28 protein-coding genes are annotated in these 24,183 nt (G+C 63.7%); 13 read left to right on the forward strand and 15 right to left on the reverse strand.

All coding sequences use genetic code 11. The features are described 5' to 3' along the window. Positions 1-101: 101 nt before the first annotated feature. Entirely contained in the window at positions 102-935 is an 834-nt protein-coding gene (gene fghA / locus GJ654_RS01045; RefSeq protein WP_155444233.1) for an S-formylglutathione hydrolase, read from the reverse strand. Positions 936-1,247: 312 nt separating this feature from the next. After that, complete coding sequence (gfa, locus tag GJ654_RS01050) at positions 1,248-1,817, reverse strand: S-(hydroxymethyl)glutathione synthase (RefSeq protein ID WP_155444234.1); 570 nt, start codon at positions 1,815-1,817, stop codon at positions 1,248-1,250. Between the two features lie 333 nt (positions 1,818-2,150). On the opposite strand from gfa, the gene GJ654_RS01055 reads away from it, so the two are divergent. From GJ654_RS01055 to GJ654_RS01080, 6 genes are all read left to right on the forward strand, one after another. Beyond that, the gene (locus GJ654_RS01055; protein WP_246664522.1) at positions 2,151-3,359 is read left to right on the forward strand and encodes an ABC transporter substrate-binding protein; all 1,209 of its coding nucleotides are present in this window, start codon (positions 2,151-2,153) and stop codon (positions 3,357-3,359) included. Further along, the gene (locus GJ654_RS01060; RefSeq protein ID WP_155444236.1) at positions 3,356-4,318 is read left to right on the forward strand and encodes a PQQ-dependent catabolism-associated beta-propeller protein; all 963 of its coding nucleotides are present in this window, start codon (positions 3,356-3,358) and stop codon (positions 4,316-4,318) included. The genes GJ654_RS01055 and GJ654_RS01060 overlap by 4 nt, the downstream gene beginning before the upstream one ends. A gap of 8 nt (positions 4,319-4,326) precedes the next feature. Beyond that, on the forward strand, positions 4,327-4,935 hold the full coding sequence (locus tag GJ654_RS01065) for a hypothetical protein (RefSeq protein ID WP_155444237.1): 609 nt from the start codon (positions 4,327-4,329) through the stop codon (positions 4,933-4,935). 214 nt (positions 4,936-5,149) lie between these two features. Next, positions 5,150-5,854: a response regulator transcription factor gene (locus GJ654_RS01070; RefSeq protein WP_155444238.1), complete on the forward strand. Its 705-nt coding sequence runs from the start codon at positions 5,150-5,152 to the stop codon at positions 5,852-5,854. Positions 5,855-5,921: 67 nt separating this feature from the next. Next, on the forward strand, positions 5,922-6,587 hold the full coding sequence (locus GJ654_RS01075) for a hypothetical protein (protein WP_155444239.1): 666 nt from the start codon (positions 5,922-5,924) through the stop codon (positions 6,585-6,587). Between the two features lie 142 nt (positions 6,588-6,729). Further along, positions 6,730-7,101: a hypothetical protein gene (locus GJ654_RS01080; RefSeq protein WP_155444240.1), complete on the forward strand. Its 372-nt coding sequence runs from the start codon at positions 6,730-6,732 to the stop codon at positions 7,099-7,101. Here the strand turns inward: GJ654_RS01080 and GJ654_RS01085 are convergent. Together GJ654_RS01085 and GJ654_RS01090 are read right to left on the reverse strand one after the other, a co-directional pair. Further along, positions 7,095-7,940 carry a glycosyltransferase family 2 protein gene (locus GJ654_RS01085; protein WP_155444241.1) on the reverse strand — a complete coding sequence of 282 codons (846 nt, stop codon included), beginning with the start codon at positions 7,938-7,940 and terminating at the stop codon, positions 7,095-7,097. The genes GJ654_RS01080 and GJ654_RS01085 overlap by 7 nt on opposite strands. A gap of 57 nt (positions 7,941-7,997) precedes the next feature. Beyond that, complete coding sequence (locus GJ654_RS01090; RefSeq protein WP_155444242.1) at positions 7,998-8,336, reverse strand: hypothetical protein; 339 nt, start codon at positions 8,334-8,336, stop codon at positions 7,998-8,000. A gap of 129 nt (positions 8,337-8,465) precedes the next feature. On the opposite strand from GJ654_RS01090, the gene GJ654_RS01095 reads away from it, so the two are divergent. After that, positions 8,466-9,362 (forward strand): hypothetical protein, encoded by an 897-nt coding sequence (locus GJ654_RS01095; RefSeq protein ID WP_155444243.1) that lies wholly within the window; start codon positions 8,466-8,468, stop codon positions 9,360-9,362. Between the two features lie 313 nt (positions 9,363-9,675). After that, the gene (locus GJ654_RS01100; RefSeq protein WP_155444244.1) at positions 9,676-10,158 is read left to right on the forward strand and encodes a hypothetical protein; all 483 of its coding nucleotides are present in this window, start codon (positions 9,676-9,678) and stop codon (positions 10,156-10,158) included. Here GJ654_RS01100 and GJ654_RS01105 read toward each other — a convergent pair. From GJ654_RS01105 to GJ654_RS01120, 4 genes are all read right to left on the reverse strand, one after another. Further along, positions 10,142-10,498: a PilZ domain-containing protein gene (locus tag GJ654_RS01105; protein ID WP_155444245.1), complete on the reverse strand. Its 357-nt coding sequence runs from the start codon at positions 10,496-10,498 to the stop codon at positions 10,142-10,144. The two genes, GJ654_RS01100 and GJ654_RS01105, sit on opposite strands and share 17 nt — an antisense overlap. Before the next feature lie 122 nt (positions 10,499-10,620). Beyond that, positions 10,621-11,160, reverse strand: coding sequence for an adenine phosphoribosyltransferase (locus tag GJ654_RS01110; protein WP_155444246.1), 540 nt, complete (start codon positions 11,158-11,160; stop codon positions 10,621-10,623). A gap of 248 nt (positions 11,161-11,408) precedes the next feature. Continuing rightward, positions 11,409-12,341 carry a ribose-phosphate pyrophosphokinase gene (locus tag GJ654_RS01115; RefSeq protein WP_155444247.1) on the reverse strand — a complete coding sequence of 311 codons (933 nt, stop codon included), beginning with the start codon at positions 12,339-12,341 and terminating at the stop codon, positions 11,409-11,411. Between the two features lie 138 nt (positions 12,342-12,479). Further along, a complete protein-coding gene (locus tag GJ654_RS01120) occupies positions 12,480-13,040 on the reverse strand; it encodes a hypothetical protein (protein ID WP_155444248.1) in 561 nt (186 codons plus the stop codon). A 104-nt stretch (positions 13,041-13,144) separates the two neighbouring features. On the opposite strand from GJ654_RS01120, the gene uvrC reads away from it, so the two are divergent. Next, positions 13,145-15,124 (forward strand): excinuclease ABC subunit UvrC, encoded by a 1,980-nt coding sequence (gene uvrC / locus GJ654_RS01125; protein WP_155444249.1) that lies wholly within the window; start codon positions 13,145-13,147, stop codon positions 15,122-15,124. A 192-nt stretch (positions 15,125-15,316) separates the two neighbouring features. On the opposite strand, the gene GJ654_RS01130 is transcribed toward uvrC, so the two are convergent. From GJ654_RS01130 to GJ654_RS01145, 4 genes are read right to left on the reverse strand one after another with little or no spacing between them, the layout of a single operon-like run. Further along, on the reverse strand, positions 15,317-16,159 hold the full coding sequence (locus tag GJ654_RS01130; RefSeq protein WP_155444501.1) for a DUF1186 domain-containing protein: 843 nt from the start codon (positions 16,157-16,159) through the stop codon (positions 15,317-15,319). Positions 16,160-16,174: 15 nt separating this feature from the next. After that, positions 16,175-17,530 (reverse strand): ATP-binding protein, encoded by a 1,356-nt coding sequence (locus tag GJ654_RS01135; RefSeq protein WP_155444250.1) that lies wholly within the window; start codon positions 17,528-17,530, stop codon positions 16,175-16,177. Then, positions 17,527-18,243, reverse strand: coding sequence for a response regulator transcription factor (locus GJ654_RS01140; RefSeq protein ID WP_155444251.1), 717 nt, complete (start codon positions 18,241-18,243; stop codon positions 17,527-17,529). The genes GJ654_RS01135 and GJ654_RS01140 overlap by 4 nt, the downstream gene beginning before the upstream one ends. Beyond that, a complete protein-coding gene (locus GJ654_RS01145; protein ID WP_155444252.1) occupies positions 18,240-18,725 on the reverse strand; it encodes a MarR family winged helix-turn-helix transcriptional regulator in 486 nt (161 codons plus the stop codon). Before GJ654_RS01145 ends, GJ654_RS01140 begins: the two co-directional genes overlap by 4 nt. 168 nt (positions 18,726-18,893) lie before the next feature. Here GJ654_RS01145 and GJ654_RS01150 point away from each other — a divergent pair, with 168 nt between their 5' ends. Further along, entirely contained in the window at positions 18,894-19,778 is an 885-nt protein-coding gene (locus GJ654_RS01150; protein ID WP_155444253.1) for a branched-chain amino acid aminotransferase, read from the forward strand. Positions 19,779-19,985: 207 nt separating this feature from the next. Here GJ654_RS01150 and GJ654_RS01155 read toward each other — a convergent pair whose 3' ends face one another. Further along, entirely contained in the window at positions 19,986-20,438 is a 453-nt protein-coding gene (locus tag GJ654_RS01155) for a GatB/YqeY domain-containing protein (protein WP_155444254.1), read from the reverse strand. A 140-nt stretch (positions 20,439-20,578) separates the two neighbouring features. On the opposite strand from GJ654_RS01155, the gene carA reads away from it, so the two are divergent. After that, complete coding sequence (carA, locus tag GJ654_RS01160) at positions 20,579-21,757, forward strand: glutamine-hydrolyzing carbamoyl-phosphate synthase small subunit (RefSeq protein ID WP_425540366.1); 1,179 nt, start codon at positions 20,579-20,581, stop codon at positions 21,755-21,757. A gap of 6 nt (positions 21,758-21,763) precedes the next feature. Here the strand turns inward: carA and GJ654_RS01165 are convergent, their stop codons facing one another. After that, positions 21,764-22,060 (reverse strand): type II toxin-antitoxin system RelE/ParE family toxin, encoded by a 297-nt coding sequence (locus GJ654_RS01165; RefSeq protein WP_155444256.1) that lies wholly within the window; start codon positions 22,058-22,060, stop codon positions 21,764-21,766. After that, the gene (locus GJ654_RS01170) at positions 22,057-22,302 is read right to left on the reverse strand and encodes a CopG family ribbon-helix-helix protein (RefSeq protein ID WP_155444257.1); all 246 of its coding nucleotides are present in this window, start codon (positions 22,300-22,302) and stop codon (positions 22,057-22,059) included. The genes GJ654_RS01165 and GJ654_RS01170 overlap by 4 nt, the downstream gene beginning before the upstream one ends. Positions 22,303-22,523: 221 nt before the next feature. Between GJ654_RS01170 and GJ654_RS01175 the strand changes: the two genes are divergently transcribed. Together GJ654_RS01175 and GJ654_RS01180 are read left to right on the forward strand one after the other, a co-directional pair. Then, the gene (locus GJ654_RS01175) at positions 22,524-22,925 is read left to right on the forward strand and encodes a 2Fe-2S iron-sulfur cluster-binding protein (protein WP_155444258.1); all 402 of its coding nucleotides are present in this window, start codon (positions 22,524-22,526) and stop codon (positions 22,923-22,925) included. Positions 22,926-23,103: 178 nt separating this feature from the next. Beyond that, complete coding sequence (locus GJ654_RS01180) at positions 23,104-24,183, forward strand: lysylphosphatidylglycerol synthase domain-containing protein (protein ID WP_246664523.1); 1,080 nt, start codon at positions 23,104-23,106, stop codon at positions 24,181-24,183.

The raw sequence follows: 24,183 nt of genomic DNA on the forward strand, positions 1-24,183 counted from the left end.
CCCTCACCCCAGCCCTCTCCCCGCTCAGGCGGGGCGAGGGGGCGGATCGAGGCTGTCGCCTGACATACAGCCCCTGTGATTTGGGTGTTTCACCTGGTTTCCTAAAGCCGCGCGCTGTGCCAGGCGATGTGGTCGGCCATGAAGGTCGAAATGAAATAATAGGAATGGTCGTAGCCCTCGCGCATGTTGAGCGTGAGCGGAATGCCGGCCTTTTTGCACGCTTCCTCCAGCAGCCACGGTTTCAGGCCTTTTTGCAGGAAGGAATCGGCCGCGCCCTGGTCCACCAGGAATTCCTTGAACCTTTTGCCGTCGGCGATCAGCAGCGTGGCGTCGTAGTCGCGCCAGGCGGACTCGTCCGGTCCCAAAAATTTGGTGAGCGCGGGAATCGACCAGTCGCTGGTCGAGGGCTGCACGATCGGCGCGAAGGCGGAGCAGCTCTTGAAACGGTCGGGATGCTTGAGCGCCAGCGTCAGCGCGCCATGGCCGCCCATGGAATGGCCGAAAATGCCCTGTCGCGACATGTCTGCGGGAAAATGTTCCGCGATCAGCCGGGGCAATTCCTCGGCGATATAGGAATACATGCGGTAGTTGCGATCATAGGGCGCTTGCGTGGCGTCGAGATAAAACGCGGCGCCGGAGCCGAACTGCCAATTGTCCTTTTCGTCGGGCACATCCTCGCCCCGGGGCGAGGTGTCGGGACAGACGACCATGACTCCATGTTGGGCCGCCGCCGCGCGGAATTCGCCTTTTTCCGTGACATTGGCGTGGGTGCAGGTGAGGCCGGAGAGATACCACAGCACGGGGACTTTTTGGCCCGCCGCCGCCTGGGGGGGGACAAAGACGCTGAACGTCATCGGGGTTTTCGTCTCGCGGGAGTCTTGGCGATAGACGCCCTGCACGCCGCCATGAGACGTGTTGGTGGAAATGGTTTCCATGAATGCTCCAGGTTTGCACGCGAATGGCGCGATCCTTCGGCCGTCATGGCCGGGCTTGTCCCGGCCATCCACGCCGGCATGGAGCGCGCCACCCGAGAAAGAACGCCCGAAGCGCCGGGACCGTTCTGGATCCGCGGGCGACGTCATGGCGTGGATGCTCGGGACAAGCCCGGGCATGACGGGGAGACTTTTGAAAACAAAGCGTCGGCGCAAGCGCCGACGCCGGTCATTCCGAGGGGGCGCCGGGCGCAGGGGACGAACCCCTCATCCGGCCCCTTCGGGGCCACCTTCTCCCGCAAGGGGAGAAGGAGATCACGCCGCCAGCTTGCCCGCGGCCTTGGCGACGTGGGTGGCGATGGCGTCCATCAGCGGCGGCGACAGGCAGTCGTAGGGCTCCAGGCCGATCGACTTGATCTGGGCGCGAACGTCGCCCATCTTCGCCGGCGGGAAGCCGGACTCGATGATCGACGACACGAAGGCGGCGAATTGCGGCTCCTGCCAGCCCTGCTCGCGCGACAGTTCGGTGTGGACGAAGTCGAGACCGTAGAACGGATGATTCTTGTTCTCGATGCGGCCGTACATGTGCACGCCGCAGTCGCGGCAGGCGTGGCGCTGGATCGTCGCGGAGGGATCGACGATTTGCAGCTTGTCGGCGCCGGAAACCACCCGGAGGTTGTCACGGGAGACCACCGCGACGACTGAAAAGACTGCGCCATCCGGCTTCCAGCATTTTGTGCAGCCGCAGGCGTGGTTGTGCGCGACATTGCCGGTGATCTGCACCTGCACAGGATTGCTGGCGCATTTGCAGCTCAGCGTCCCGCCAGCGAAACTGGCGCTTCCCTTCCTCAGTCCATTGTCGATCGATGGATGAAGCTTGAGCATGGGCCCCTCCCTGCGGGTCATGGTGGATGTCGTGTTCCCGGCCGCCGGGCCTGCATCGTCCCCGGAGCCACCGAAGAGTTTCATGAGCTGTTTCAGCATCGCCGAAGCCTCCACTTTCGCGTGCGGTTGCCCCGCAAGCATTCGTAAATTCAAAAGGCGCCAATTCCACGAACGCCACCGCGAAAAATATTTCATACTGCGGCTAGACTATCGCACCATGATTATGGCACGGCCCTTCCTGCGCCGCATGGGCGGGCGTCTTAGTAATCTCTTATGATTTTCACATTGACGGCTTAGAAATAATGCGTTCAATTCTTCGTCATGACGCAAGCAATGCCCGGCTTATCCGCCCTCCGGCGCTTCGGTCGCGCTTTGGCCCTCGCCAGTCTTGCGCTGGGTTACGTTGCGGCCGCCGCCGCCGAGCCGCCGCTGAAAGTCGAAATCGCTTTCGTCGCCCATGCCCGCGCGCCTTCGCCGCCCTATGTGATCGATCCCCCGCCGCCCGGCGAAGGTTTTGACGGGGCGAGGCTGGCGTTGCAGGAAAACGCCACCACCGGGGCGTTCCTCAATCAGATTTTTGACCTGCAAAACGTCGAGTTGGGCGAAGACGAGAACCCGGTTGAGGCGATCAAGCCGCTGCTGGCGCAGGGCAAAAAATTGTTCGTCAGCGCCCTGCCGGCCAACGAGACGCTGGCGCTGGCCGATGCGCTGAAGGCCGAGGGCGCGCTGCTGTTCAACGCCGGGGCGACAGACGATTTTTTGCGCGGCGCCGGGTGCCGCTCCAATCTTTTTCATACCGCGCCGAGCCGCGCCATGCTCACCGATGCGCTGTTCCAGTATCTCGCCGTGCGCCGCTGGAACAAAATCTTGCTCGTTCCCGGCCCCAATGCCGAAGACGCCGCCTATGCCGACGCGGTTCGCGCCTCGGCGAAAAAATTCGGCGCCAAAATTGTCGCCGAAAAGCCCTGGACCTTTGGGCCGCTCGCGCGCGCCCGCTCCGATGCGATCACGCAAGCCGAAGCGCTCACCTTTTCGCGGGGCGTGGACGCCGACATGGTCGTTGTCGCCGATGAGGCCGAGGATTTCGGCGACTATATTTTGTACCGAACCTCCGAGCCGCGTCTGGTCGCGGGCACGCAGGGATTGATCCCTGTTTCGTGGCATCCGACCCATACCGCCTATGGCGCGGAACAGCTGCAAAACCGTTTTGTGCGCATGACCAAGCGGCGGATGCGGCCCATCGATTATCAGGCCTGGATCGCCGTGCGCGCCATCGGCGAGGCGGTGACGGAGCTGCGCGCCGCCGATCCGCAAAAAATCGCCAACACCCTGCAAGGCCCGAACTCCACCCTCGCCATCTTCAAGGGCGCGGCGGCGAGTTTTCGTCCGTGGGACCGGCAATTGCGTCAGGCCATTCTGTTGGCGCAGCCGAAATCGCTGGTCGGCCTCGCCCCCCAGCCGGGTTTTTTGCATCAGCGGAGCACGTTGGACACGCTGGGCGTCGATGAGACCGAAAGCGCCTGCAAACCGGGGAAATCATGAACGCGTTGCGCCTTGCCCTTCTCGCCTGTCTGCTCGCCAGCCCCGCTGGCGCGACGCGCCTTTATGTCACCAATGAGAAATCCAACGACATCACCGTGATCGACAGCGATACGCTCGCCGTGACCCAGACCGTGAAGGCGGGGCGTCGGCCGCGCGGCGTTGGGGTGAGCCCCGACGGCAAACTGCTCTATGTCTGCGCCAGCGACGAGGACGGGGTGCAAGTCTTCGACACAACCTCCATGAAGCTTTTGCGCACGCTGTCGTCCGGGCCGGACCCCGAGCAGTTCGTCATGAACGCCGCCGGCGACCTGCTCTACATCGCCAACGAGGACAATGCGCAGGTCACCGTGCTCGACGTGAAGAAGAACCAGGTGGTCGCCAATGTGCCTGTTGGCGTCGAGCCCGAGGGCATGACGCTGAGCCCCGACGGGTCCGTGCTGGTCAACACCTCTGAGACCACCAATATGGCGCATTTCATCGATGCGAAAACTTTTGCGCGCATCGACAATGTGCTGGTGGACAAGCGCCCGCGCTACGCTCTGTTCACGCCGGACGGTTCAAAGTTATGGGTGAGTTCCGAGGTCGGCGGAACCGTTTCGGTGATCGACGCCAAGACCCGCCAGATTCTGAAAAAATTGCGCTTCGATGTGCCCGGCCTCACCCGCGAGGAGGTGCAGCCGGTCGGCATGCGCGTGACCGCCGACGGCAAGACCGTGTTTGTTGCGCTCGGCCCCGCCAACCGCGTCGCCGTGGTCGACGCCGAAACTTTTGAAATTCGAAAATATATTCTGGTGGGCCAGAGGGTCTGGCATATGGCGCTGACCCCGGACGAAAAATATCTGTTCACCGCCAATGGCAATTCGAACGACGTCACCGTCATCGATGTCGCCGCGTTGAAAGCGATAAAATCCATTCCGGTGGGACAGGCGCCTCTGGGCGTCGCCGCCTCGCCCAACTGAAAGCCGAGATGCGAAAAATTCTTCCGCTCCTGCTCGTTCTCGCCACGCCCGCGCTTGCCGGCGGTCCTCCCGTGGATGACGACTGGCCTTGCCAGCAGCGCAAGACAGGGGCGATCAGCCGCGCCGCGATCTGGGCGGGGCCGGAGGTTTTTTCGGGGCGCTGGGACGACGATTCCCAGGTGGCGGCGCTGGCGCGAAAGCTGGCCTCGCGGCGCACGCCGCTGGAGGAGGCGGGACCGCTGATCGACGCTTTCGCCAAGGAGGCCGGCGCCGACAAGGACAAGCGGCTCACCCTGCTGTTCGACGGGACGCTCGACCTCATCAATGGCGAGCGCGCCAAGGTGATGGCGGCGATCACGCGCTACGCCCGGGGGCAGAAGGCGCTGGCGGCCAAAGTGCGCGAGGACGCCGACAAGGCCGCCGACGCCCAGGAAAGCCAGGGCTATGGGCAGGACATCACCGCGCCCGACGCGCTGGAGAAGGCGCATCCCGAACTCAAATGGGACAAGCGCATTTTTGATGACCGCGCCCAGGCGCTGACCTATGTGTGCGAAAGCCCGGTGCTGCTGGAGAAGCGCGCCTTCGCCCTGGCGCGGGCCATTCAGGAAAAGTTGTAAGGGCTCCGCCCCGCGCGGCAAACCGCTGTTTCTAAGTGTTTTTTACTCGTAAAGCCAAGCTTCTAAGAATAAAATAATAAGATTTTTTGGCTGGAGCGGAACAGAAAGGATTTTATTTCGTTGTGAGAGGCGGCGGGAGAACTTACTCTCACGCGTGCCGCAATCCGGGCGACAGACCTGGATGCGGGAGGAAGCGCACTGCAGGGCATGACACATGAATGTTCTGATCATTGAAAACGATTTGACCGCCGGCGGCGTGCTTGCCGAGGGCTTGAAAGCCGAAGGTTTCGACGTGACCTTCGTTCAGGAGGCCGAAGATCCCGTGGAGACCGTCAAGGCGCTGAATCCGTGCGCAGTGGTGTTCGACACGCCGGCGGCCGACGGCAGCGATTTGGAGACCTGCCGGGCGATGCGGCGCAATGGCCGCACCGAACCCATCCTGTTCCTCAGCGACCGCCACGATCCCGCCGACCGCGCCCACGGGCTGATGGCCGGCGCCGACGACTATATCGCCAAGCCCTTCGAATTCGACGAATTCGTCGCGCGGCTGCGGGCGCATCTCATGCACCGCTCGATCTCCGGCGATTCGCGCGAACGCCGGAAAGTCGGCCAGCTGGTGCTCGACATGCACACGCGCCAGGCGCATTTCGGCAAGGTCCATATCCGCCTGACCCAGCGCGAGGCCGAACTGCTCGGCATCCTCATGGACAACGCCAACCAGCCGGTGTGCCGGGGTTCGATCTACGATCAGCTCTGGGGCGACCAGGGCTGCACCTCGCTCAACGTGGTGGACGTCTATCTCGGCTATCTCCGCACCAAATTCACGGAGATCACCCGCGTCGGCGGCCCGTTCATCAGCACGGTTCGCGGGCGCGGCTTTATGCTCGACATCAACGGCTACAAGTGCGCGGCGCGCTGAATCCGGCCTGATCCTCAACTTCGGCGGGTCCTCTCAGAGCGGGCGCGCGCAAAAGGTTTTGATTTCCATGCGACATTTCTCCGTCTTTGGCGCGGCGGCCTTCGCTTGCGCGCTGTTCGCCGGCTCGGCTTCCGCGACCCAGGAGCCGCAAGCCGCTGACATTCTGTTCGAGCGCCCGCAACTGGAAAAGCTCAAGGGGGGCGACAGACTCGACTACAGCTACAGTTTCAAGTCGGCCGACCCCAGCTTGTTCGGACCCGCCTTCGACGACCGCATCGGCCTGCGGGTCGAGCCCGGCGATGGCCCGGACAAGAAAAAGGTCGAGGTCGAGATGTTTTCGGCGGAACGCCGGCGCGCCGCCGGCCCGTTCGAGGACATGAGCGGCAATCCGCTGCTCAGCCTGATGCTGGAGGAGAATCTTCAGCGCCTCGCCGCCATTTTCCAGGCCAATCCGCGCTACATGAAGACGGCGATCCGCCTCGCCCTGCGCAACGCCAAGGCCACGCCGGAGCCGTCGGAGGGATTTGGCGATGCGCCGGGCTGGCGGGTCGAGGTGGCGCCGTTCAAGGACGATCCGCACAAGGCGCGCATGCATGGGCTCGACACATTGACCTATCGCTTCCGCGTCTCCGAGGCGGCCCCGGGCGAAATCACGGAAATCGCCATTTCCGCGCGCGACGCCAAGGGGGATGTGCTGTTCGAGGAGACGACGCGCTATGCCGGCAAGCATTAGCAGGCTGCTGAAAAACCCGTGGGCCGCCCCCACCCTTCGAGACGCCCGCCAAGGCGGGCTCCTCAGGGTGAGGGCTACGAGAATGTTTTATATAAATAAACTCCCTCATGGTGAGGAGGCTGCGAAGCAGCCGTCTCGAACCATGGCCATCGGAACGGGCCTTTTTCAGCAGCCTGTTAGGCCTCTGGCCGCCGCGCTTTTCGCGCTCGGGGCGGGCGCGGCGGCTGCGCAGACGCCGGCCAACGATTTTCCCACCGAAGCGCGCGCCGACTATGTCTTCGCCTGCATGGCCGCCAACGGCCAGACGCCCGACGCGCTGAAAAAATGTTCCTGCTCGATCGACATGATCGCCTCGATCATGCCTTACGACAAATATGTGGAGGCCGAGACGGTGCTCTCCATGCGCCAGGGCGTCGGTCGTCAGGTCACCATGTTCCGCGCCGCCAATTTCGAGGACATGGTCGCCGACCTGCGCCGCGCCCAGGCGGAAGGCGAGATCAGGTGCTTTTATTGAGACTGTTGGGCCGGAGCTGACAGACGGCGGCGCAGGTCGGCGATCATCGGCCCGAGGTCCGGCAGCCAGGGCGCGACGCTGTCGTCCAGCTCGTCGTTGAGGTCGTGGAAGTCGAACACGCCGTCGGTGTATTTGGCGAATTTGCCGGGATCGTCGCTGGCGAGGCTGGCGCGGCCGCGCGCCCGCTTGATCGCGTATTCCTCGCGGCTCTTGCAGAAATAATGGTTGATCTGGGCGACCGACCAGTCGACCTCGGTCGCGACGCCATGCGGCTCCATCTCCAGCGGCGCGCCATTGGCCAGCACCGCCCGGCCGCTCGCCAGCGACGGCGCGTGCATGTGGATCTGGTCGACGCATTCCGGTCGGAACAGGCTTTTGACGTGACGGTTGATCGGCGACGCCGCTTCGGCGGCGCGGCGAAACCGCTCCATCACCGGGCGGGGCGAGAATTCCGTCGCGCCGGAGGAGCCGAACAGCCGCCAGTTCACGCCGATGCAGGCGACATCGGACGGGAATGAGGCGAGAAACGCGTTGACGCCGCCGCCGCGCTTCAGCACGAAAAATTCGTCGGCGTCGAGGAACATCAGCCAGTCCGTGCGGCATTCGCGCACAAAATGGTGGTAGGCCGAAAGCTGCGGCGAGATTTCGGAAACGGGCCAGGGGACGTGGGCGTCGATGGCCCCGATGGCGCGCAAGCTTTTGAGCAGGTCGGAGGTCTCGTCGGTCGATTCGTTGTCATAGACGACGATCCGGTCGAAACCGATCATGCGATGCCAGGCGACCCATTCAACCAAATAGGGCGCTTCGTTCTTGACGATGGCGCAAAGCGTGGCGGACATCAGCGGCTCCGGCGGGTTGCCTGAGGGGCATAGCCCGCGCCGCGCCCGCGCTCAACCTTATTTCAGCAGCATCAGCCAGCGCTGGTTTTCGTCGGGGCGCGACACCTCCAGCCGGCTCATGCCGATGTAGCGGACGATGCGCAGCTTGTCGCCCTTGTTGAAGCGCAAGCATTGGCCGGCCTTTTCCTGGGTGTCCAGATAGGCCTCCGCGGCGGCGCGGCTATCGTCGACATAGAGCTCCACCCAGCGTCTCAAGGGATCTCCGTCCTTGCAGGCGAACAGCGGAAAGGTGAGTTCGCAGATTTCGCCCACGGCGCAGCGCACCTTGGGTTCGGCGTGGGCCGGGGCCAGGAAAACAAGCGCCGGAAAGGCTGCAAGCAGGAGCAACGGTCGCATGAAGGGCATCCGCATGGTTTTTTGAGACACTAGGCGGCGAAACTCGCGCGAAGCCTGCGGCGCGGGACGGCCGGTTGAACTTCGTGGAATTTACGTTAACCCTTGCTTGCGACGGGGGAGGGGAGGCGCATGGACCAGCCGGTCGACGTGGCGATGTCGGTCTATGGAAAACCGTTCCACACCGCCGTGACCCTGCTGAGCCTGCAAAAGCACAGCGGAGCGCACATCAACCGCATTTACGTGCAACTTGAACGCGAACAGCCTTTTGACGCGCAGCCCGAGCGTATTCTGCCGCTGCTCGGCGAGAAAATTTTTGTCTACCGGCCGCCGCTCTATCTCGGCTGGACCCAGGTCGATTCGAGCCGCCTCGGCGACGCCGCCTATCGGCAGTCCGTGCGCTACCAGTGGCCCTGGGAGCACAGCGATCGCGCCCAGCTTTTCATCGCGCACAACGATTGCGTGTTCTTCGACGATGTGATCGGGCGCATGCGCGCTGTCATGGCGCGCGAAGGCGTGGCGGGCGTCGGCCCCATCGGACAATGCTGGAACTGTCCCGCGCATCACGCCGGCCGCTGCGACGGCGCGCGGCACGAGGCGTTTCAGCCGACCTACGAGGAAGCCTGCGAGATCGTGCGCGCGCATCCGGGGCCGCGGCTCAAAGTCGAAAAGATCGACAAAATTTCGCCCATGCCTTTTCTCGAATGCCGGCTGAACGAGATCGCCTGCCTGATCGATCTGACCCAGGCCCGGCCCGCGACCATGCCCCATGGTCCCTGCCTGCCGCTCGGCTGGAACCGCACGGACACCGGCGTCGACTGGTTTCGCGGCATGCGGCTGCAAAAATTCCGCTTCAAGCATTGGGATTTGCGCGACGGGTTTTCGCACGGATACTTTTACGCTGAGAACGGCGGGCATCCCGCCAACCGCGACCGCGCGCTCTACGACCGGGGGGAGGCCGATGCGTTCGCCTGGCTGGAGGCGCATTTTCCTCAGGATGCGGCGCGGTTGCGCGCGGCCTTGGCGTGACGCCGGGCGGCTGGGCGCCCAGAGCGTTTTCGAGCGAAGTGGATGCCGGTTCGCGTGAAGAAAACGCGTAGAAACAAAAGGCTAGAGCCCGTTCGGTGAATGGGAGTTCATCGAACGGGCTCTAGCGTTTTCGAGCGAAGTGGATGCCGGTTCGCGTGAAGAAAACGCGTCAAAACAAGAATCTAGAGCTTTTTCATGTTTCCATGAAACATGAAAAAGCTCTCGTCGGCGATGCAACCAATGGTCCGGGCGTCGCGTATTGCTTCCGGCGGATTTTTTTTGACGCGCGCTGTTTGAAGGGAAGGAGTTGACGATGTTCAGGGTGTTCTTGGTCGTTCTGGCGCAAGCCCTCGCCGCTGACGCCGCCGCCGAAAGCGCGAAATTCATCGATGGCGTCTGGCAGGGAAAGGGAACCTTCCAGATGGGCGACACGATCGTGCTTTGCCGCGACATCACGATGAAATTCAGCGGCGATGACAAAACGTTCGTTGTGCGCGAGGCGGCCATGACCTGCGATGGCATGGACCCCCAGAATTTCACCGAGGTCGACACTTTCGCGCTCGGCGACAATGGCGAGCTGACGTTCCAGAAAGGCGTCGCCAGCCAAATTCCGGCCGGCGCCAAGGTTGGCAAGGTGAAGGGCAATCGCCTGGCGATGCTCAATCCCATCGACGCCGCGAAAGTGGACGATATCGACATTCGCCTGGCGGGCGATACGCTGGTCTATAGCCAGATCGCCGGCGCGCCCGGCGATCGGCCCGATTACGCCTTGCTGGCTTTCATGAAGAAGAAATAGGCTGATCGGCCGGCGGAGACGGGACGATCCTGGCGATCAGCGCCTTGCGCCGGGCGTTGCTGACGCCGTCGAAATAGCGCAGGCCGAGTTCGCCCTCGCCAATGCGCCGCACCTCGCACTCCATGGCGCGGTCGTCCGCCCTGACCGCGACCTCGATATGCGTTCCGACCTCCAGCGACGGGGGCAGGGGCTGGGTTTCGCTTTCGTCGATCACCAGGCGCAGGCCGTCGTTCGAAATATCGGCGATGGTCGCGCGGATTTGCAGCTCGCCATAGAAGATCACGGCTTCGACATGGTCGAAAATCTTGTGCCGTATGGACGCGCGGCGCTCGTAACGCATCGGACTCTTTCCTCGCCGCGCGGCGCGCGGCTTTCCAACCCTGCGATTTTCAACGCACTGGCTTGCGCGGAGCCGAACGCGATATTGGGGACGCGCAGCGCGGCGCGTCCCGCCAAGTCAGTTCAGTGTCCCTCGAAGGCGATCAGCGAGCGCACCGGCACGTTCAGCGCGCCGAGCTGTTCGGCGCCGCCGAGTTCCGGCAGGTCGATGACGAAACAGGCGGCGATCACTTCGGCCCCCATCTGGCGCAGCAGTTTGATGGCGCCGCAGGCGGTGCCGCCGGTGGCGATCAAATCGTCGACGAGCAGAACCTTTTCGCCCGGCTTGACCGCGTCCGCATGCATTTCCATCTCGTCGACGCCGTATTCGAGCGTGTAGGACATGGAAACCGTGGTGTGCGGCAGCTTGCCCTTCTTGCGGATCGGAATGAAGCCGGCGGACAATTGATGCGCCACGGCGCCGCCGAGAATGAAGCCGCGCGCCTCCATGCCGGCGACCGCGTCGATCTTCTGGCCGGCGAAGGGTTGCACAAGCTCGTCCACCGCGCGGCGGAAGGCGCGGGCGTCGCCGAGCAACGTGGTGATGTCGCGGAACATGATGCCCGGCTTGGGATAGTCGGGAATGGTGCGGATGATGGTTTTGAGGTCTTGTTCGAAGGTCATTGCGGGCTCACGGAAATGGGGCAGTTTAGCCATATCCCGCCCTTCCCTTCGGATGCAACAGGGCGGCTCGACGCAGGGCCGCGCCCCCAGCTTGAAATCCCTCGAAATCGACGGGCGCGCGCCTGTCGTAAGGTTTCCGCAAGATCGCGTCGCGATCCGCGAAAACGAAATCGCGCGGAAATCCTCCAGGCGAAGGGGATTTCCGCGCGAGCGGAATAAGTTTCCGAACGGATCGTTCGGAAATCGGATCAGTTGAACAGGCTGGACACGCTTTCTTCCTTCGCGGTCCTGTCGATCGCCTCGCCGATCAGCGGCGCGATCGAGACGACCCGGATGTTCTTCGCCACCCGCACCGCTTCCGTGGACTGGATGGAATCGGTGATCACCAGTTCCTTCAGCTTCGACGACGAAATGCGCGCCACCGCGCCGCCCGAGAGCACGCCATGGGTGATGTAGGCGCGCACGTCCGCCGCGCCCTCGTTGAGCAGGGCTTCCGCCGCATTGCACAGCGTGCCGCCGGAATCGATGATGTCGTCGACGAGAATGCAGCTTTTGCCCTTCACCTCGCCGATGATGTTCATCACCTCTGATTCCCCGGCGCGCTCGCGGCGCTTGTCGACGATGGCGAGCGGCGCGTTGATGCGCTTGGCCAGCGCGCGGGCGCGAACAACGCCGCCGACGTCGGGCGACACCACCATCACGTTGGAGAGGTCAAGCTTGTCCTGGATGTCGCGCACCAGAACCGGGGCGGCAAACAGGTTGTCGGTGGGAATGTCGAAAAAACCCTGGATCTGGCCGGCGTGGAGATCGACGGTGAGCACGCGGTCGGCGCCGGCGCGGGTGATCAGGTTGGCCACCAGTTTCGCCGAGATCGGGGTGCGGGGGCCGGGCTTTCTGTCCTGCCGGGCGTAGCCGAAATAGGGCATGACCGCCGTGATGCGGCGCGCGGAGGCGCGGCGCAGGGCGTCGATCATGATCAACGCCTCCATCAGATGGTCATTGGTGGGGAAGGAGGTGCTTTGGACGACAAAAGTGTCCTGTCCGCGCACGTTTTCCAGGATTTCGACGAAGACTTCCATGTCGGCGAAGCGGCGGACCTGACATTTGGTCAGGGGGACGCCGAGATAGGCCGCGATGGCCTCGCTCAGGGGCCGATTGGAATTGCCCGCAAGAATTTTCATGACGCCAGACATCTCGTGTCGCTACGTTGAGGGTTGGCGGCGTCTTAGCAGCGCGACCGGCGATGAACAATGCCGTGGCGCGAATGCTGTCGCATTTTCGTTAAAGACTTGAAGTCGCACCCGGCTTTTTGCCGGCTTTTATCGAATCGGCGCGTAGGACAGCGCGCGGCTGGGTGTTTGCGCCGCCGCCAGGGCTTCCGGCGTGTTGGAGAGATAGGCGGCGACCTCGTCGGCGCTGCGCTGGGCGAGGGACGCCAGCGACGCGGCGTCGACCAGGGACCAGGGGTCGGGCGATGCGCCCTTGATGGCGACTTCGTCGTTGAGTCGCTGGGCGCGATGCGCCTTGTTGTCGTAGATGTCCCAGACATAGGTGAGGCGGGCGCCGCCGTCGGTCGGATAGGCGGAGAGGTAGCCGCGCGCGAGATAGCGGGCGCCGGCTGTGTCGGTCAGGGCGATGTCCTGTTTGGCGGCGTCGGCGTTGAACAAGGCCAAAAATTTGGACTTCAGCGGCTCCGGCGCGTCGAGTTGCGTGACGGCGAGCGTGGCGGGGCGGGGGCTTGCGCCGGAAGGCGTCATCACGCTGTGCGCCGGGGCTTGCGTCGTGGCGGTGGCGATCGGGTCCATGTCGCCGCCGCAACCGGCGAGGAAAAGAGGGGTTAGGGCCGCGAACACGCGCAAAAACGCCTTCGGCTCGACCATGTTAACTCCCTGCTCTTATCGTTGACGGTTTGTTAACCTCAGTGCTAGCGGTAAAATCGCACGAGGTCCAGAACCTGGATCAACCTGCGGCTAATGCTTAGGTCATGATCCCGGACCCGGAAAACGATCTTCCCGACACGCCCAATCTGGACGACGAAGACGACGCGGAGCTTGCGCCCGAGGCGGCCGTCGAGCTGGATTTCGATGCGTGTGAAAGTCCTGACGCGCTGAAACGCGGCGTGCGCGCGATTCGCGACCACTGGAAGCACGCGCCCTCGGGGCCGGGCGTCTATCGCATGCTCGCCGAGGACGGCGCGGTGCTTTATGTCGGCAAGGCCAAAAGCATAAAAAAACGCATCGCTTCGTACATGCGCGTGAGCGGCCACACCAACCGCATCGCGCGCATGATCGCGCTGACGACGACCATGGTGTTCGCCTCGACCGAAACCGAGGTCGAGGCGCTGCTGCTCGAAGCCAATCTGATCAAGCAGCTGAAACCGCGCTTCAACGTGCTGCTGCGCGACGACAAGAGTTTTCCCTATATCCTGCTGACCAAGGACGAGCGCGGCGCGCAGATCGTCAAGCACAGGGGCGCCCGGGGGCGAAAAGGCGATTATTTCGGGCCGTTCGCCGGGGTCTGGGCGGTCAACAACACGCTCAACACGCTGCAAAAGGCGTTTCTGCTGCGCACCTGCGAAAACTCCTTTTTTGACAATCGCACCCGGCCCTGTCTGCTGTTCCAGATCAAGCGCTGCTCCGGCCCCTGCACGGCCGAGATTTCGCCCGCCGATTATGATGAGCTGGTCCGCGAGGCCCGCGATTTTCTTTGCGGAAAATCGCGCGCGGTGCGCGAGCGGCTGGCGGCGGAAATGAACGCGGCCGCCGAAGAGCTGGAGTTCGAGCGCGCCGGGCGGCTGCGCGACCGCATCGCCGCGCTCGCCGCCATCCAGGCGCAGCAGGGGATCAATCCGCGCAACACGCCCGAGGCCGATGTTTTTGGGCTGCACGAGGAGGCCGGGCAGTTCTGCGTCGAGGCCGTGTTCATCCGCGCGGGACAGAACTGGGGCAACCGCGCCTATTTTCCCCGCGCCGACAAGGTTTTGACGCCCGGCGAGGTTTTAGGGCCGTTCCTGGGGCAATTCTACGCCGACCGCCCCGCGCCGCGCTGCGTGCTGCTCTCGCACGAAATCGAGGAGGCCGATCTATTGGCGGAAGCGCTTTCCGCGCGGGCGGGGCACAAGGTCGAGGTTTTTGTGCCCAAGCGCGGCGAAAAGGCCGAGCTGGTTGGCCATGCCCAACGCAACGCCCGCGAGGCCCTGGGTCGAAAAATCGCCGACACCGCCGGGCAGCAGCGGCTGCTGGACGCTTTGGGCGCGGCGTTCGGGATGGAGAAGACGCCGCGCCGCGTCGAGATTTACGACAATTCCCACATTATGGGTTCCGCCGCCATCGGAGCGATGGTGGTCGCGGGGCCCCAGGGGTTTGTCAAAAACCAGTACCGCACCTTCAACATCAAGTCGGACATCGCGCCCGGCGACGATTACGCCATGATGCGCGAGGTTTTGGGGCGGCGGTTCACCCGCATCTTGAAAGAGGGGGAGCCGGACAGCAGCGATCCCGAGGCGTTTCCGCAAAAACCCGACCTGATCCTGATCGACGGCGGGCGTGGGCAGTTTTCCGCGACGCTTCAGGTCATGCGGGAGCTGGGGGTGGAGGGGATCACGCTGGCGTCGATCGCCAAGGGCGTGGATCGCGACGCCGGGCGCGAAACGTTTTTTGTCGAGGGTCGCGAACCCTTTCGTTTGCCGCCGCGCGATCCCGCGCTTTATTTCGTCCAGCGGCTGCGCGACGAGGCGCATCGCTTCGCCATCGGCACGCATCGCGCCAAGCGCAAGAAGGAGTTTGTGAAGAATCCGCTCGATGAGATCGCCGGCATTGGGCCGGCGCGCAAGCGGGCTTTGTTGCAGGCTTTTGGGACGGCAAAGGCGGTGGCGGGGGCGGCGTTGGCGGATTTGGAGAAGACGCCGGGCTTATCCGCCGCCACGGCAAAACTGGTTTATGACCATTTTCATGAGAAGGGGTGAGGCGCCCGTTCCGCGAGCGATTCAGTCTGAGGTCATCATGCCCGGGCTTGTCCCGGGCGCCCACGCCGACCCGCGAGGGAAAATTCCGCGACAGTTCGCATTGCGGCGCCGCGTGGATGGCCGGGACAAGCCCGGCCATGACGACATGACGTTTGCGGCGCTAAAGCGACAGTTCGCGGATTTGTGGAACCGCTACTCCTTCCCCAGACAGCATTTTTTGAATTTTTTGCCGCTGCCGCAGGGGCAGGGGTCGTTGCGGCCGACATTTCGGAATTTGTTCTCGGCCGGCGCCGGCGCGAAATCCTCTTCGTCGACGTCGAAAACCTCCAGCGCCGCCACGGCGTCCTCGATCGGCTGCAAGCCGCGCTCCTTGAAAAAACCGTCGCGGTCGGCGCGGGCGGCGCGCAGGTCGTCCTGGAAATCCTCGAAGGCCAGAATCGTGTTGTCGACGAGTTTTTGCCGGAAGGCGCGCGCGACCAGGGGCTCCATGTCGCCAAAACCCAGCAGCGCCACCCCCGTCTGCATGCCGTACCAGACCACATGCGTCTCGCGCGGCAACAGGGTTTCGAACCAGTTCGTGAAATTTTCGCGCGTCTCCTCGGCCGGGATTTCGCCCTTGTGGGTGAACCAGCACAGCGCTTCAATCGCCGCGACGCGCGCCCATTCGTCGGCTTCCGGGGTCTCCACCAGTTTTCGCAGCGCGGCGAAATCGCCATCGCACAGGCTGATCAACAGGCTGGGAAGCGTTTCGGTCGCGCCGTCGCCGATCATGTCGTAGAGCGGTTCGCCCTCAAGCGCCACGGAGACCAGCGGCGCAAAGGCCGCCGCGTCGCGCTTTTCCGCGAGCAGATGCAGGCCAAAAAAAGCTTGGGAGGCGTTTTCCGGCGAACGGTCCGCGCCCGAGGCATAGGCGTTCAATGCCGAAAGCAAGGGATCGCGCGCCTCGCTCCAGCGCTGGCGCAGCGTCATCAGCGCATCGAGCGGAAAAGTTTCGGCGCCCGAGAGGTCGTCCAGCGCGATTTTGACGAGGTCCATACAAAACTCCAAGATTTAGACGGGCACCCGCACGCTGGCGCGCAGGCCGCCGAGCGGGGAGGTGGAGAGATAAATGTCGCCGCCGTGCGAGCGGGCGATGTCGCGGGCGATGGCGAGGCCGAGGCCGGTGCCGCCCTCGTCCTGGTTGCGCGCCTCGTCGAGACGCACGAAAGGCCGGAACACGTCCTCGCGCTTGTCGGCGGGAATGCCAGGGCCGTCGTCATCGACGTGGATTTGCAGGAATTTGCGGTCGCATGAGCCTTCGAGCGCGATGGTTTCGCCATGGCGCAAGCCGTTGACGAGCAGGTTGGCGAGGCAGCGCTTGAAGGCGTCGGGGCGGACGGTGGCGATGGGCTCGCCGGCATAGGTCACAAGGGTCTTGTGTCCCAGGCGCTCGGATTCCTGCCGCAGAACATCGAGTAAGGCGGGAATGTTGGTGGGCGAGGCCACCTCTCCCAAATCGCCTCGCGCGAAGGCCAGATAGGCTTCGAGCATGCGCTGCATTTCGTTGACGTCGCCGGCCATGTCCTGCACTTCCGGCTCGTCCGGCAGCAGGGCGAGAGACAGCTTGAAGCGCGTCAGGATGGTGCGCAGGTCGTGGCTCACGCCGTTGAGCATGGTGGTGCGCTGCTCGATGGCGCGCTCGATGCGGCGCTTCATTTCCAGGAAGGCGTAGGCGGCGCGGCGCACCTCGCGGGCGCCGCGCGGGCGGAACTCGACTTCGCGGCCTTTGCCAAACTCCTCCGCCGCGTCGGCCAGCGCCATGATCGGGCGAATCTGGTTGCGCATGAACAGGATGGCGACCACGATCAGCACCGCCGCCGTGCTCATCATCCAGACGATGAAAATGTGGGTGTTCGAGGCATAGGCCTGGCTGCGCCGGGCGACGATGCGCAAAATGCCGTCGCCGAGATCGACGCGCACTTCGAGGAAATCCGACTGGCCCACCGTGTCGATCCAGAACGGCAGCGGGATCAGCCTGCCGATTTCCTGCGACAGCGCGCGGTCGAGCAGGGAGAAGAACGGGCGGGGCAGGGCGGGCGGCAGCGGTCCCGGAGGCAAAATTTCGGCGTCGAAGCCGAAACGCTTGCGCGCGATCTCCTCAAGCTTTTCGTCGCCCTTGTCATAGGCGCCGAACTCGCGGTGGATGTCGATCAGCGCCGCTATGTCCTGGCTCACCGCATTGGACAGGCGAAAGGTGACGAGGTTCCAGTGGCGCTCCATGAACACCACGGCGATGGCCGATTGCAGCAGCACCATGGGCGCGATGACGATCAGCAGCGACCGCGCGTAAAGACCCTTGGGCATCACGCTCGCCAGGACGCGCGTGAATTTTTGCCACGGGACGAGCAGTCGCCCGAAAAAACTCATCGCTCCGCCGCCAGCCTGTAGCCGATGCCGCGCACGGTTTGCAGCAGCAGGGGGTTCGCCGGGTCTTCCTCGATCTTTCGGCGGAGGCGATTGACCTGAACGTCCACGGTGCGCTCGTTGCCCGCCTCGCCGCCGCCCAGCGCTTCGCGCGTCACGGTCTCGCCGGGGTTTTCGCTGAGGATGCGCAGCATGTCGCGTTCGCGCTCGGTGATGCGGATGAGTTCGTCGCCCCTTTTCAACTCGCCGCGGTCGGGATCGAAGCTGAAGTCGCCGAACCGGGCGGGGTTTGGCGAGGCCGCCGTCGCCACCGGGCGCGAGCGGCGCAGCAGCGCGGCGACCCGCAGGGTCAGTTCGCGGACATCGTAGGGCTTCGCCAGATAATCGTCGACGCCGGCCTCCAGCCCCTTGATGCGGTCTTCCAGTTCGGCGCGGGCGGTCAGCATCAGGATCGGCGCCCGGCCGATTTCGCTCGCCTCCGCCCGCAGCCGCTGGGCGAACTGGTAGCCGTTTTCGCCCGGCATCATCACGTCGAGGACGATCAGGTCGAAATGCAGCAGTTTCAGATGCGCGCCGGCGTCCTCGGCGCTGACGGCCGTGGTGACGCGATAGCCCTCGCGCTGCAGCACGCGCGACAGCAAGTGCCGGATGCGGCGGTCGTCATCGACCAGGAGAACGTGGGGCGCGTCGTCTTGCGGGGTCGGAATCTCCGTCATTTGCCTTCCCCCGCATCGCTGATGGCGGCCAGAAACGCCGCGCCCTGCTCGCGGGCGCCGGCCGGCAGTTTCGCCAGCGCCGTGGCGAACCGCCGCGATTGGACGTGGGCGATCTCCAGCGCCAGCGCGTGACCGGCGTCCGTGGCGAACAGCAGCCGCTGGCGCCGGTCGGCGAGACCGGGTCGCTGCTCGATGTAATCGCCGTCGATCAACTCCTTCAAGACGCGGCTGAGGCTCTGCTTGGTGATCTTTAAGAGATCGAGCAGTTCGGCGACGGACAGGCCGGGGCGGCGGTCAACAAAATAGAGCACGCGATGATGGGCGCGGCCGAAATTGTAGCGCAGCAGCAGCCGGTCGGCGTCGCCGACGAAATCGCGATAGGCGAAGAACAGGGCTTCGATCAGGTCGAACATCGGTTCGGGCGCCGACGGCTCCACGGGCGGGCGGGGCGGGGCGGTCTGGCGCTGCAAGGCCTGTTCCATGAGGTCCCCTTCGCGGCGGCGCTAAATATGTCAGTTCTATTGACATATTTCAGGTCGGTTGCTACTCGTCAAGCTTCCCTCGAGCGGCGATCGATCCCGGCGCAGGCCGTGTTTCCCTCAAAAAAGCCGCCCATATTCAAAATCTCGGCAGTTTTGCAGGAGCGCGACATGTCCGTTTTGCCTTTCGACCAGCGTGATGGCTTCATCTGGAAAAACGGCGCGCTGGTCCCGTGGAATGACGCCAAGCTGCATGTGCTCTCCCACGGTCTGCATTACGGCTCCTGCGTGTTCGAGGGCGAGCGCGCCTACAATGGCGTGATCTTCAAGTCGCGCGAGCATTCCGAGCGGTTCAAGAAATCGGCGGAATTGCTGGATTTCGAGATTCCCTATTCCGTGGACGAAATCGAAGCGGCCAAGGCGCTGACGCTCGAAAAGAACGGTTTGAAAAACAGCTACGTGCGCCCGGTGGCGTGGCGCGGTTCGGAAATGATGGCGGTGGCCGCCCAGCACGCGAAAATCCACGTCGCCATCGCGGTGTGGGACTGGCCGTCGATGTTCGACATCGCCACCAAGATGAAGGGCATCAGGCTCGACATCGCCGAATACCGCCGCCCCGATCCGGCTTGCGCGCCCTGCGCGTCCAAGGCCGCCGGCCTGTATATGATCTGCACGATCTCAAAACATCGGGCGGAGCGGCGCGGCTATGCCGACGCGATGATGCTCGACTGGCAGGGCCGCGTCGCCGAATGCACCGGGGCGAACATCCTGTTCACCAAGGACGGGGAAATCCATACGCCTTTGGCCGATTGTTTTCTCGATGGCATCACCCGGCGCACCGTGATCGGCCTCGCCCGCGACAAGGGCATCAAGGTCAATGAGCGCCGCATCATGCCCGAGGAGCTGTCGGGCTTCGAGGAATGTTTTATCGTCGGCACGGGCGCGGAAGTGACGCCGGTGTCGGAGATCGGGCCTTACACTTTTGTGCCCGGCGCGATTTCGCGCGCCTTGGTCGAGGCCTATGCGGCGGAAGTGCAGCCGAAGGTGCTGGCGTAAGGCTTTTTTGCAGGGCGGGCGGCCGCGAGGTTTGCCCGCGCCTTTCCGCCGTCATTGCGAGCGAAGCGAAGCAATCCAGGGAACCCGCGACTGCTTCGCGACATTATTTTCTTTCATCCGTCACGCGGAGAGGCTGGATTGCTTCGCTTCGCTCGCAATGACGGCATGAAGGACTTCGGCGTTGCGTGCCGAAGTCCGTTCTCGCTCTTAGCCCGCCAGTGCGGCCTTAACCAGGCCGCTGACCTTCGCAAAATCCATTTTGCCGGCGTGGGCCGCCTTGAGCGCCGCGACCACCTTGCCCATGTCCTTGATCGAGCTGGCGCCCGTCTCGGCGATGGCCGCCTTGATCGCTTCCGCCGTTTCCGCTTCGCTGAGGGGTTGCGGCAGGAAGGTGGAGATGACGGCGATTTCCTCGCGTTCTTGCGCGGCAAGCTCCGGGCGGCCGTTCTGCTCGTAGATCGTCATCGATTCCTGGCGGCTTTTCACCAGCTTTTGCAGCAGCGCCAAAATGTCGTCCTCGGAGACGTCCTTTCCGGAAGTGCGCGCTTCAATATCCTTGTCCTTGAGCGCGGCGGTGATCATGCGGATCGTGTCGACGCGGCGCTTGTCGCCCGCCTTCATCGCGATCTTCAGTTCGGCCGTAAAAGTTTCGCGCAGCATTTTGGGGCTTCCCGCTGGTCAGCATTGACGATTGAGCCTCGAATGCCTAGGTTGCCGGCAGATTTCAACCCCCGTAAAGGAAAAACGCCGCTTTCGTTCCTGACGAAGGGGTTTGCGCGCGCAAAAATGAAGAGATGACGATGACCGAACAGACTGGCTGGACCAAGCCCACCCCCACCGCTCTTCTGGTTCTCGCGGATGGAACGGTGATCGAAGGGTTCGGATTCGGCGCGACGGGGGTCGCGGTCGGCGAAGTCTGTTTCAACACCGCCATGACCGGCTATCAGGAAATCTTGACCGACCCGTCCTATGCCGGGCAGATCGTCACCTTCACCTTTCCGCACATCGGCAATGTCGGCGCCAATGCGGAGGATGTCGAGACCGTGGACATGGCGCGCATCGAAGGCGCGCGCGGCCTGATCGTGCGGGCGCCCGTCACCGACCCTTCCAATTTCCGCTCGCAAGACCATCTCGACGCTTGGCTGAAGGCGCGGAAAATCGTCGGTCTCTCGGGCGTGGATACACGGGCGTTGACCGCGTTGATCCGCGAAAAGGGCATGCCCAATGCCGTGATCGCTCACGATCCCGAGGGAAAATTCGATGTTGAGGCGCTGAAGAAACAGGCGGCGGCCTGGCCCGGCATCGACGGGATGGACCTTGTCCCCGGCGTCACCGCCGAAAAGGATTTTTGCTGGGCCGAGACCACGTGGAAGCTCGGCGCGGGCTATGGGGCGCAGGACAAGACCGCCTACAAGGTGGTGGCGCTCGATTTCGGCGTGAAGCGCAACATTTTGCGCCTGCTGGCGGAAGCCGGCTGCGCGGTCAGGGTGGTGCCCGCGACCACGCCGGCGGAAGAGATTCTGGCGCTTAAGCCCGACGGCGTGTTTTTGTCCAACGGCCCCGGCGATCCCGCCGAAACCGGCAAATATGCCGTGCCGACCATCCGCAAAATTCTGGACGCGAAAATCCCGACTTTTGGAATCTGCCTGGGCCACCAGATGATGGCGCTCGCCGTGGGGGCCAGGACCGAAAAGATGCACCAGGGCCACCATGGCGCCAATCATCCGGTCAAGGATTTTACCACTCAAAAAGTCGAGATCGTGTCGATGAACCACGGGTTTGCCGTCGATCCCAAGAGCCTGCCGGCCAATGCGGTGGAGACCCACCGCTCGCTGTTCGACGGCTCCAACTGCGGGATCGCGCTCACCGACCGCCCGGCCTTTTCCGTGCAGCACCATCCCGAGGCGTCGCCGGGGCCGCAGGACAGCCATTACCTGTTCGCGCGATTCGTCGAGATGATGAAGGCGCGGGCGGCTTAGGCCTGCTCAGCTGAGGTTGGATGGCCATTCCTGCGCGGCGTGCATGACCGTCAGGACGTCGATGGACGTCTGCGTGACGCGGTAGGGAATGATGTAGGGGATGTCCGCGAGAACCAGTTCGCGGGTTCCCTCGAGGCGACCGGGGCGGCCCATGGCCGGGCGTTCCGCGAGCGCGCCGACAGCCGCTGCACTGCGCGCGATGACGCGCGCCGCCGAGTCGGGGCTGTGCTTCGCTATGTGCGCGCCAATCTGCTCGAGACGCCGCGCGGCGCGCTTCGTCCAACGGACTTCCAGGCAGCTCATGAACGTCGGGGGGGATTGACGTATTTTCCGACGATGGCCTCGATTTCGGCGGAGGTCGCGAACTCACCCCGGTCGGCCTCGGCCAGTCCGGCTTCGATTTCCGCGAACTGCCAGGCTTCCCGCGCCACAAAATCTTCAATGGCGCGCGCGGCCACATCCGAACGGGAACGCGCCATTTTCTCGGCGAGTTTGTCGAGCTTTTCGGCCGTTTCGTCCGGCAAACGAACAGTGAAGGCGGTCATGGGGTGCGGTCTCGCGGGTCAGTCGCGAATGTGAGCGCATCGTCCGGGATCGTCAAGGATCGCCCGACACCGCCGTCGCGGCGCGAACAAAACTGTCGGCTTCGCCTCGTCCGTGAAACAGCCGCGACACATCGTCGCCATTAATGCCCTTCCCTGAGGGGCACGGCTCTTGCTGCCGGCGGCGCGGAAACGTTTGTTTCCGCCAACCCAAGGGTAAACCAATGGCCAATGTGACTTTTACCTCGCCGAAACTGTCTCGCGATGTGACCGTCTACGCCGTGGCGGGAGCGCGCGGCACGCTGCTCGAGCTCGCCAAGGAGCATAAGGTTCCGATTCCCTTCGACTGTCAGGACGGCGAATGCGGCTCCTGCCTGTGCGAAGTGACGATCCTGAGCAAGACGCCGCACGCCATTTCCCTGACCGAAAAGGAAAAGGAAGTGTTGAAGCAGCTCGGCAAGATTTCTCACAAGGAAGTCGACAATGCCGAGGTTAACGACATGCCGCCTCACTTCCGGCTCGCCTGCCAGTACATCATTCGCGACGAGGATATTGTCGTGAAGTTCGATGGCGACGAGACCGTTCCGGTGAAGATCGTCAAGTCGTCCGCCACGGTCATCAGCTGATCGCGGCGTAAAAAAAACCTGAGGGACAGGCGCCGGTCGCGGCTGGAGACAGGTCCGCGACCGGCGCCGATGCGCTCCAACCTTCAGGATGCGCTTGCCGAACCCCGTCCGGCGCCCTAAATCAACCCCAAACCGTCCGGCGGCCGTTCGGACATGCGGCAGTTGGGCTATGGAGCGGATGGGCAGCGATTACGTGGAGGATGCCGGCCCAAACGAGGGAGCCCCGGAGGAGGGCGCGCGCGCGGAAAAGCGCCGCGATCTCGCGACGTTGCCCGCGCGAAAAGGTTTGAGTCAGAAAGTCAAAGCGCTGCTTGGCGCCGGGGCCAGCCTGTTGCTGGTGATCGTCGCCTTTTTCGTCCTGTCGCGCACGCTCGCCAACCTCGACCTGTCCGAATTGCGCTCGGGGATCGCCGCGACCTCGTTCGGCCAGATCGCGTTGGGCCTGCTGTTCACCGCCTTTTCCTATCTGATGCTGACCGGCTACGACGCCATCGCCTTGAAACAGTTGCGATTGACCGTGCCGTACAAGACCACGGCGCTCGGCTCGTTCACCTCCTATGCCGTGTCGTTCACGCTGGGCTTCCCGATTTTTACCGGCGGAACCGTGCGCTACTGGATTTATTCGCGCGCCGGGGTGAAGCCGGGAAAAATCGCCAGCCTGACCGTGGTGGCCGGCGTCACCTTCTGGCTGGGCATGGCCGTGGTGATCGGCTTCGGCCTGCTGCTTGAGGCCGAATCGATTTCGGAAATCAACCAGTTCGCCGTCTGGCTGAACGGGTTGATCGGTCTGGCCGTGGTGGGCGCCGTCGGCTATTACCTCTACTGGGTGTCGGTGCAGCCGCGCCGCGCCAAATTGCAGGGGTTTCTGTTCGAACTGCCGGGCCTCGGCCTGACGCTCGGCCAGATGACGCTGGGCGTGCTCGACCTGTGCGCCGCCGCCGCCGTGCTTTACGTGCTGCTGCCGAGCCATGAGGGCCTGGGCTTCTTCACCTTCGCCTCCGTCTATGTGTTCGCCTGCCTGCTCGGCATCGTCAGCCACGCGCCGGGCGGAATCGGCGTGTTCGAGGCGACCATGCTCAAGGCGCTGCCGGCGCCGTCGCAGGAAGCGCTGCTGGCCTCGCTCTTGATGTTCCGGATCCTTTACTATGTCATTCCGTTTGTCGTGGCTCTGATTCTGCTGGGCGCCACCGAGGGCGGGCGCCGCTGGGACGAGCTGCGCGAAGCCATGAACCGCGCCGAGGGTGGCGACGGCCGCTGA

The organism is Rhodoblastus acidophilus (assembly GCF_009720655.1).
In the GTDB taxonomy this organism is placed as follows: Bacteria; Pseudomonadota; Alphaproteobacteria; order Rhizobiales; family Beijerinckiaceae; genus Rhodoblastus; species Rhodoblastus acidophilus_A.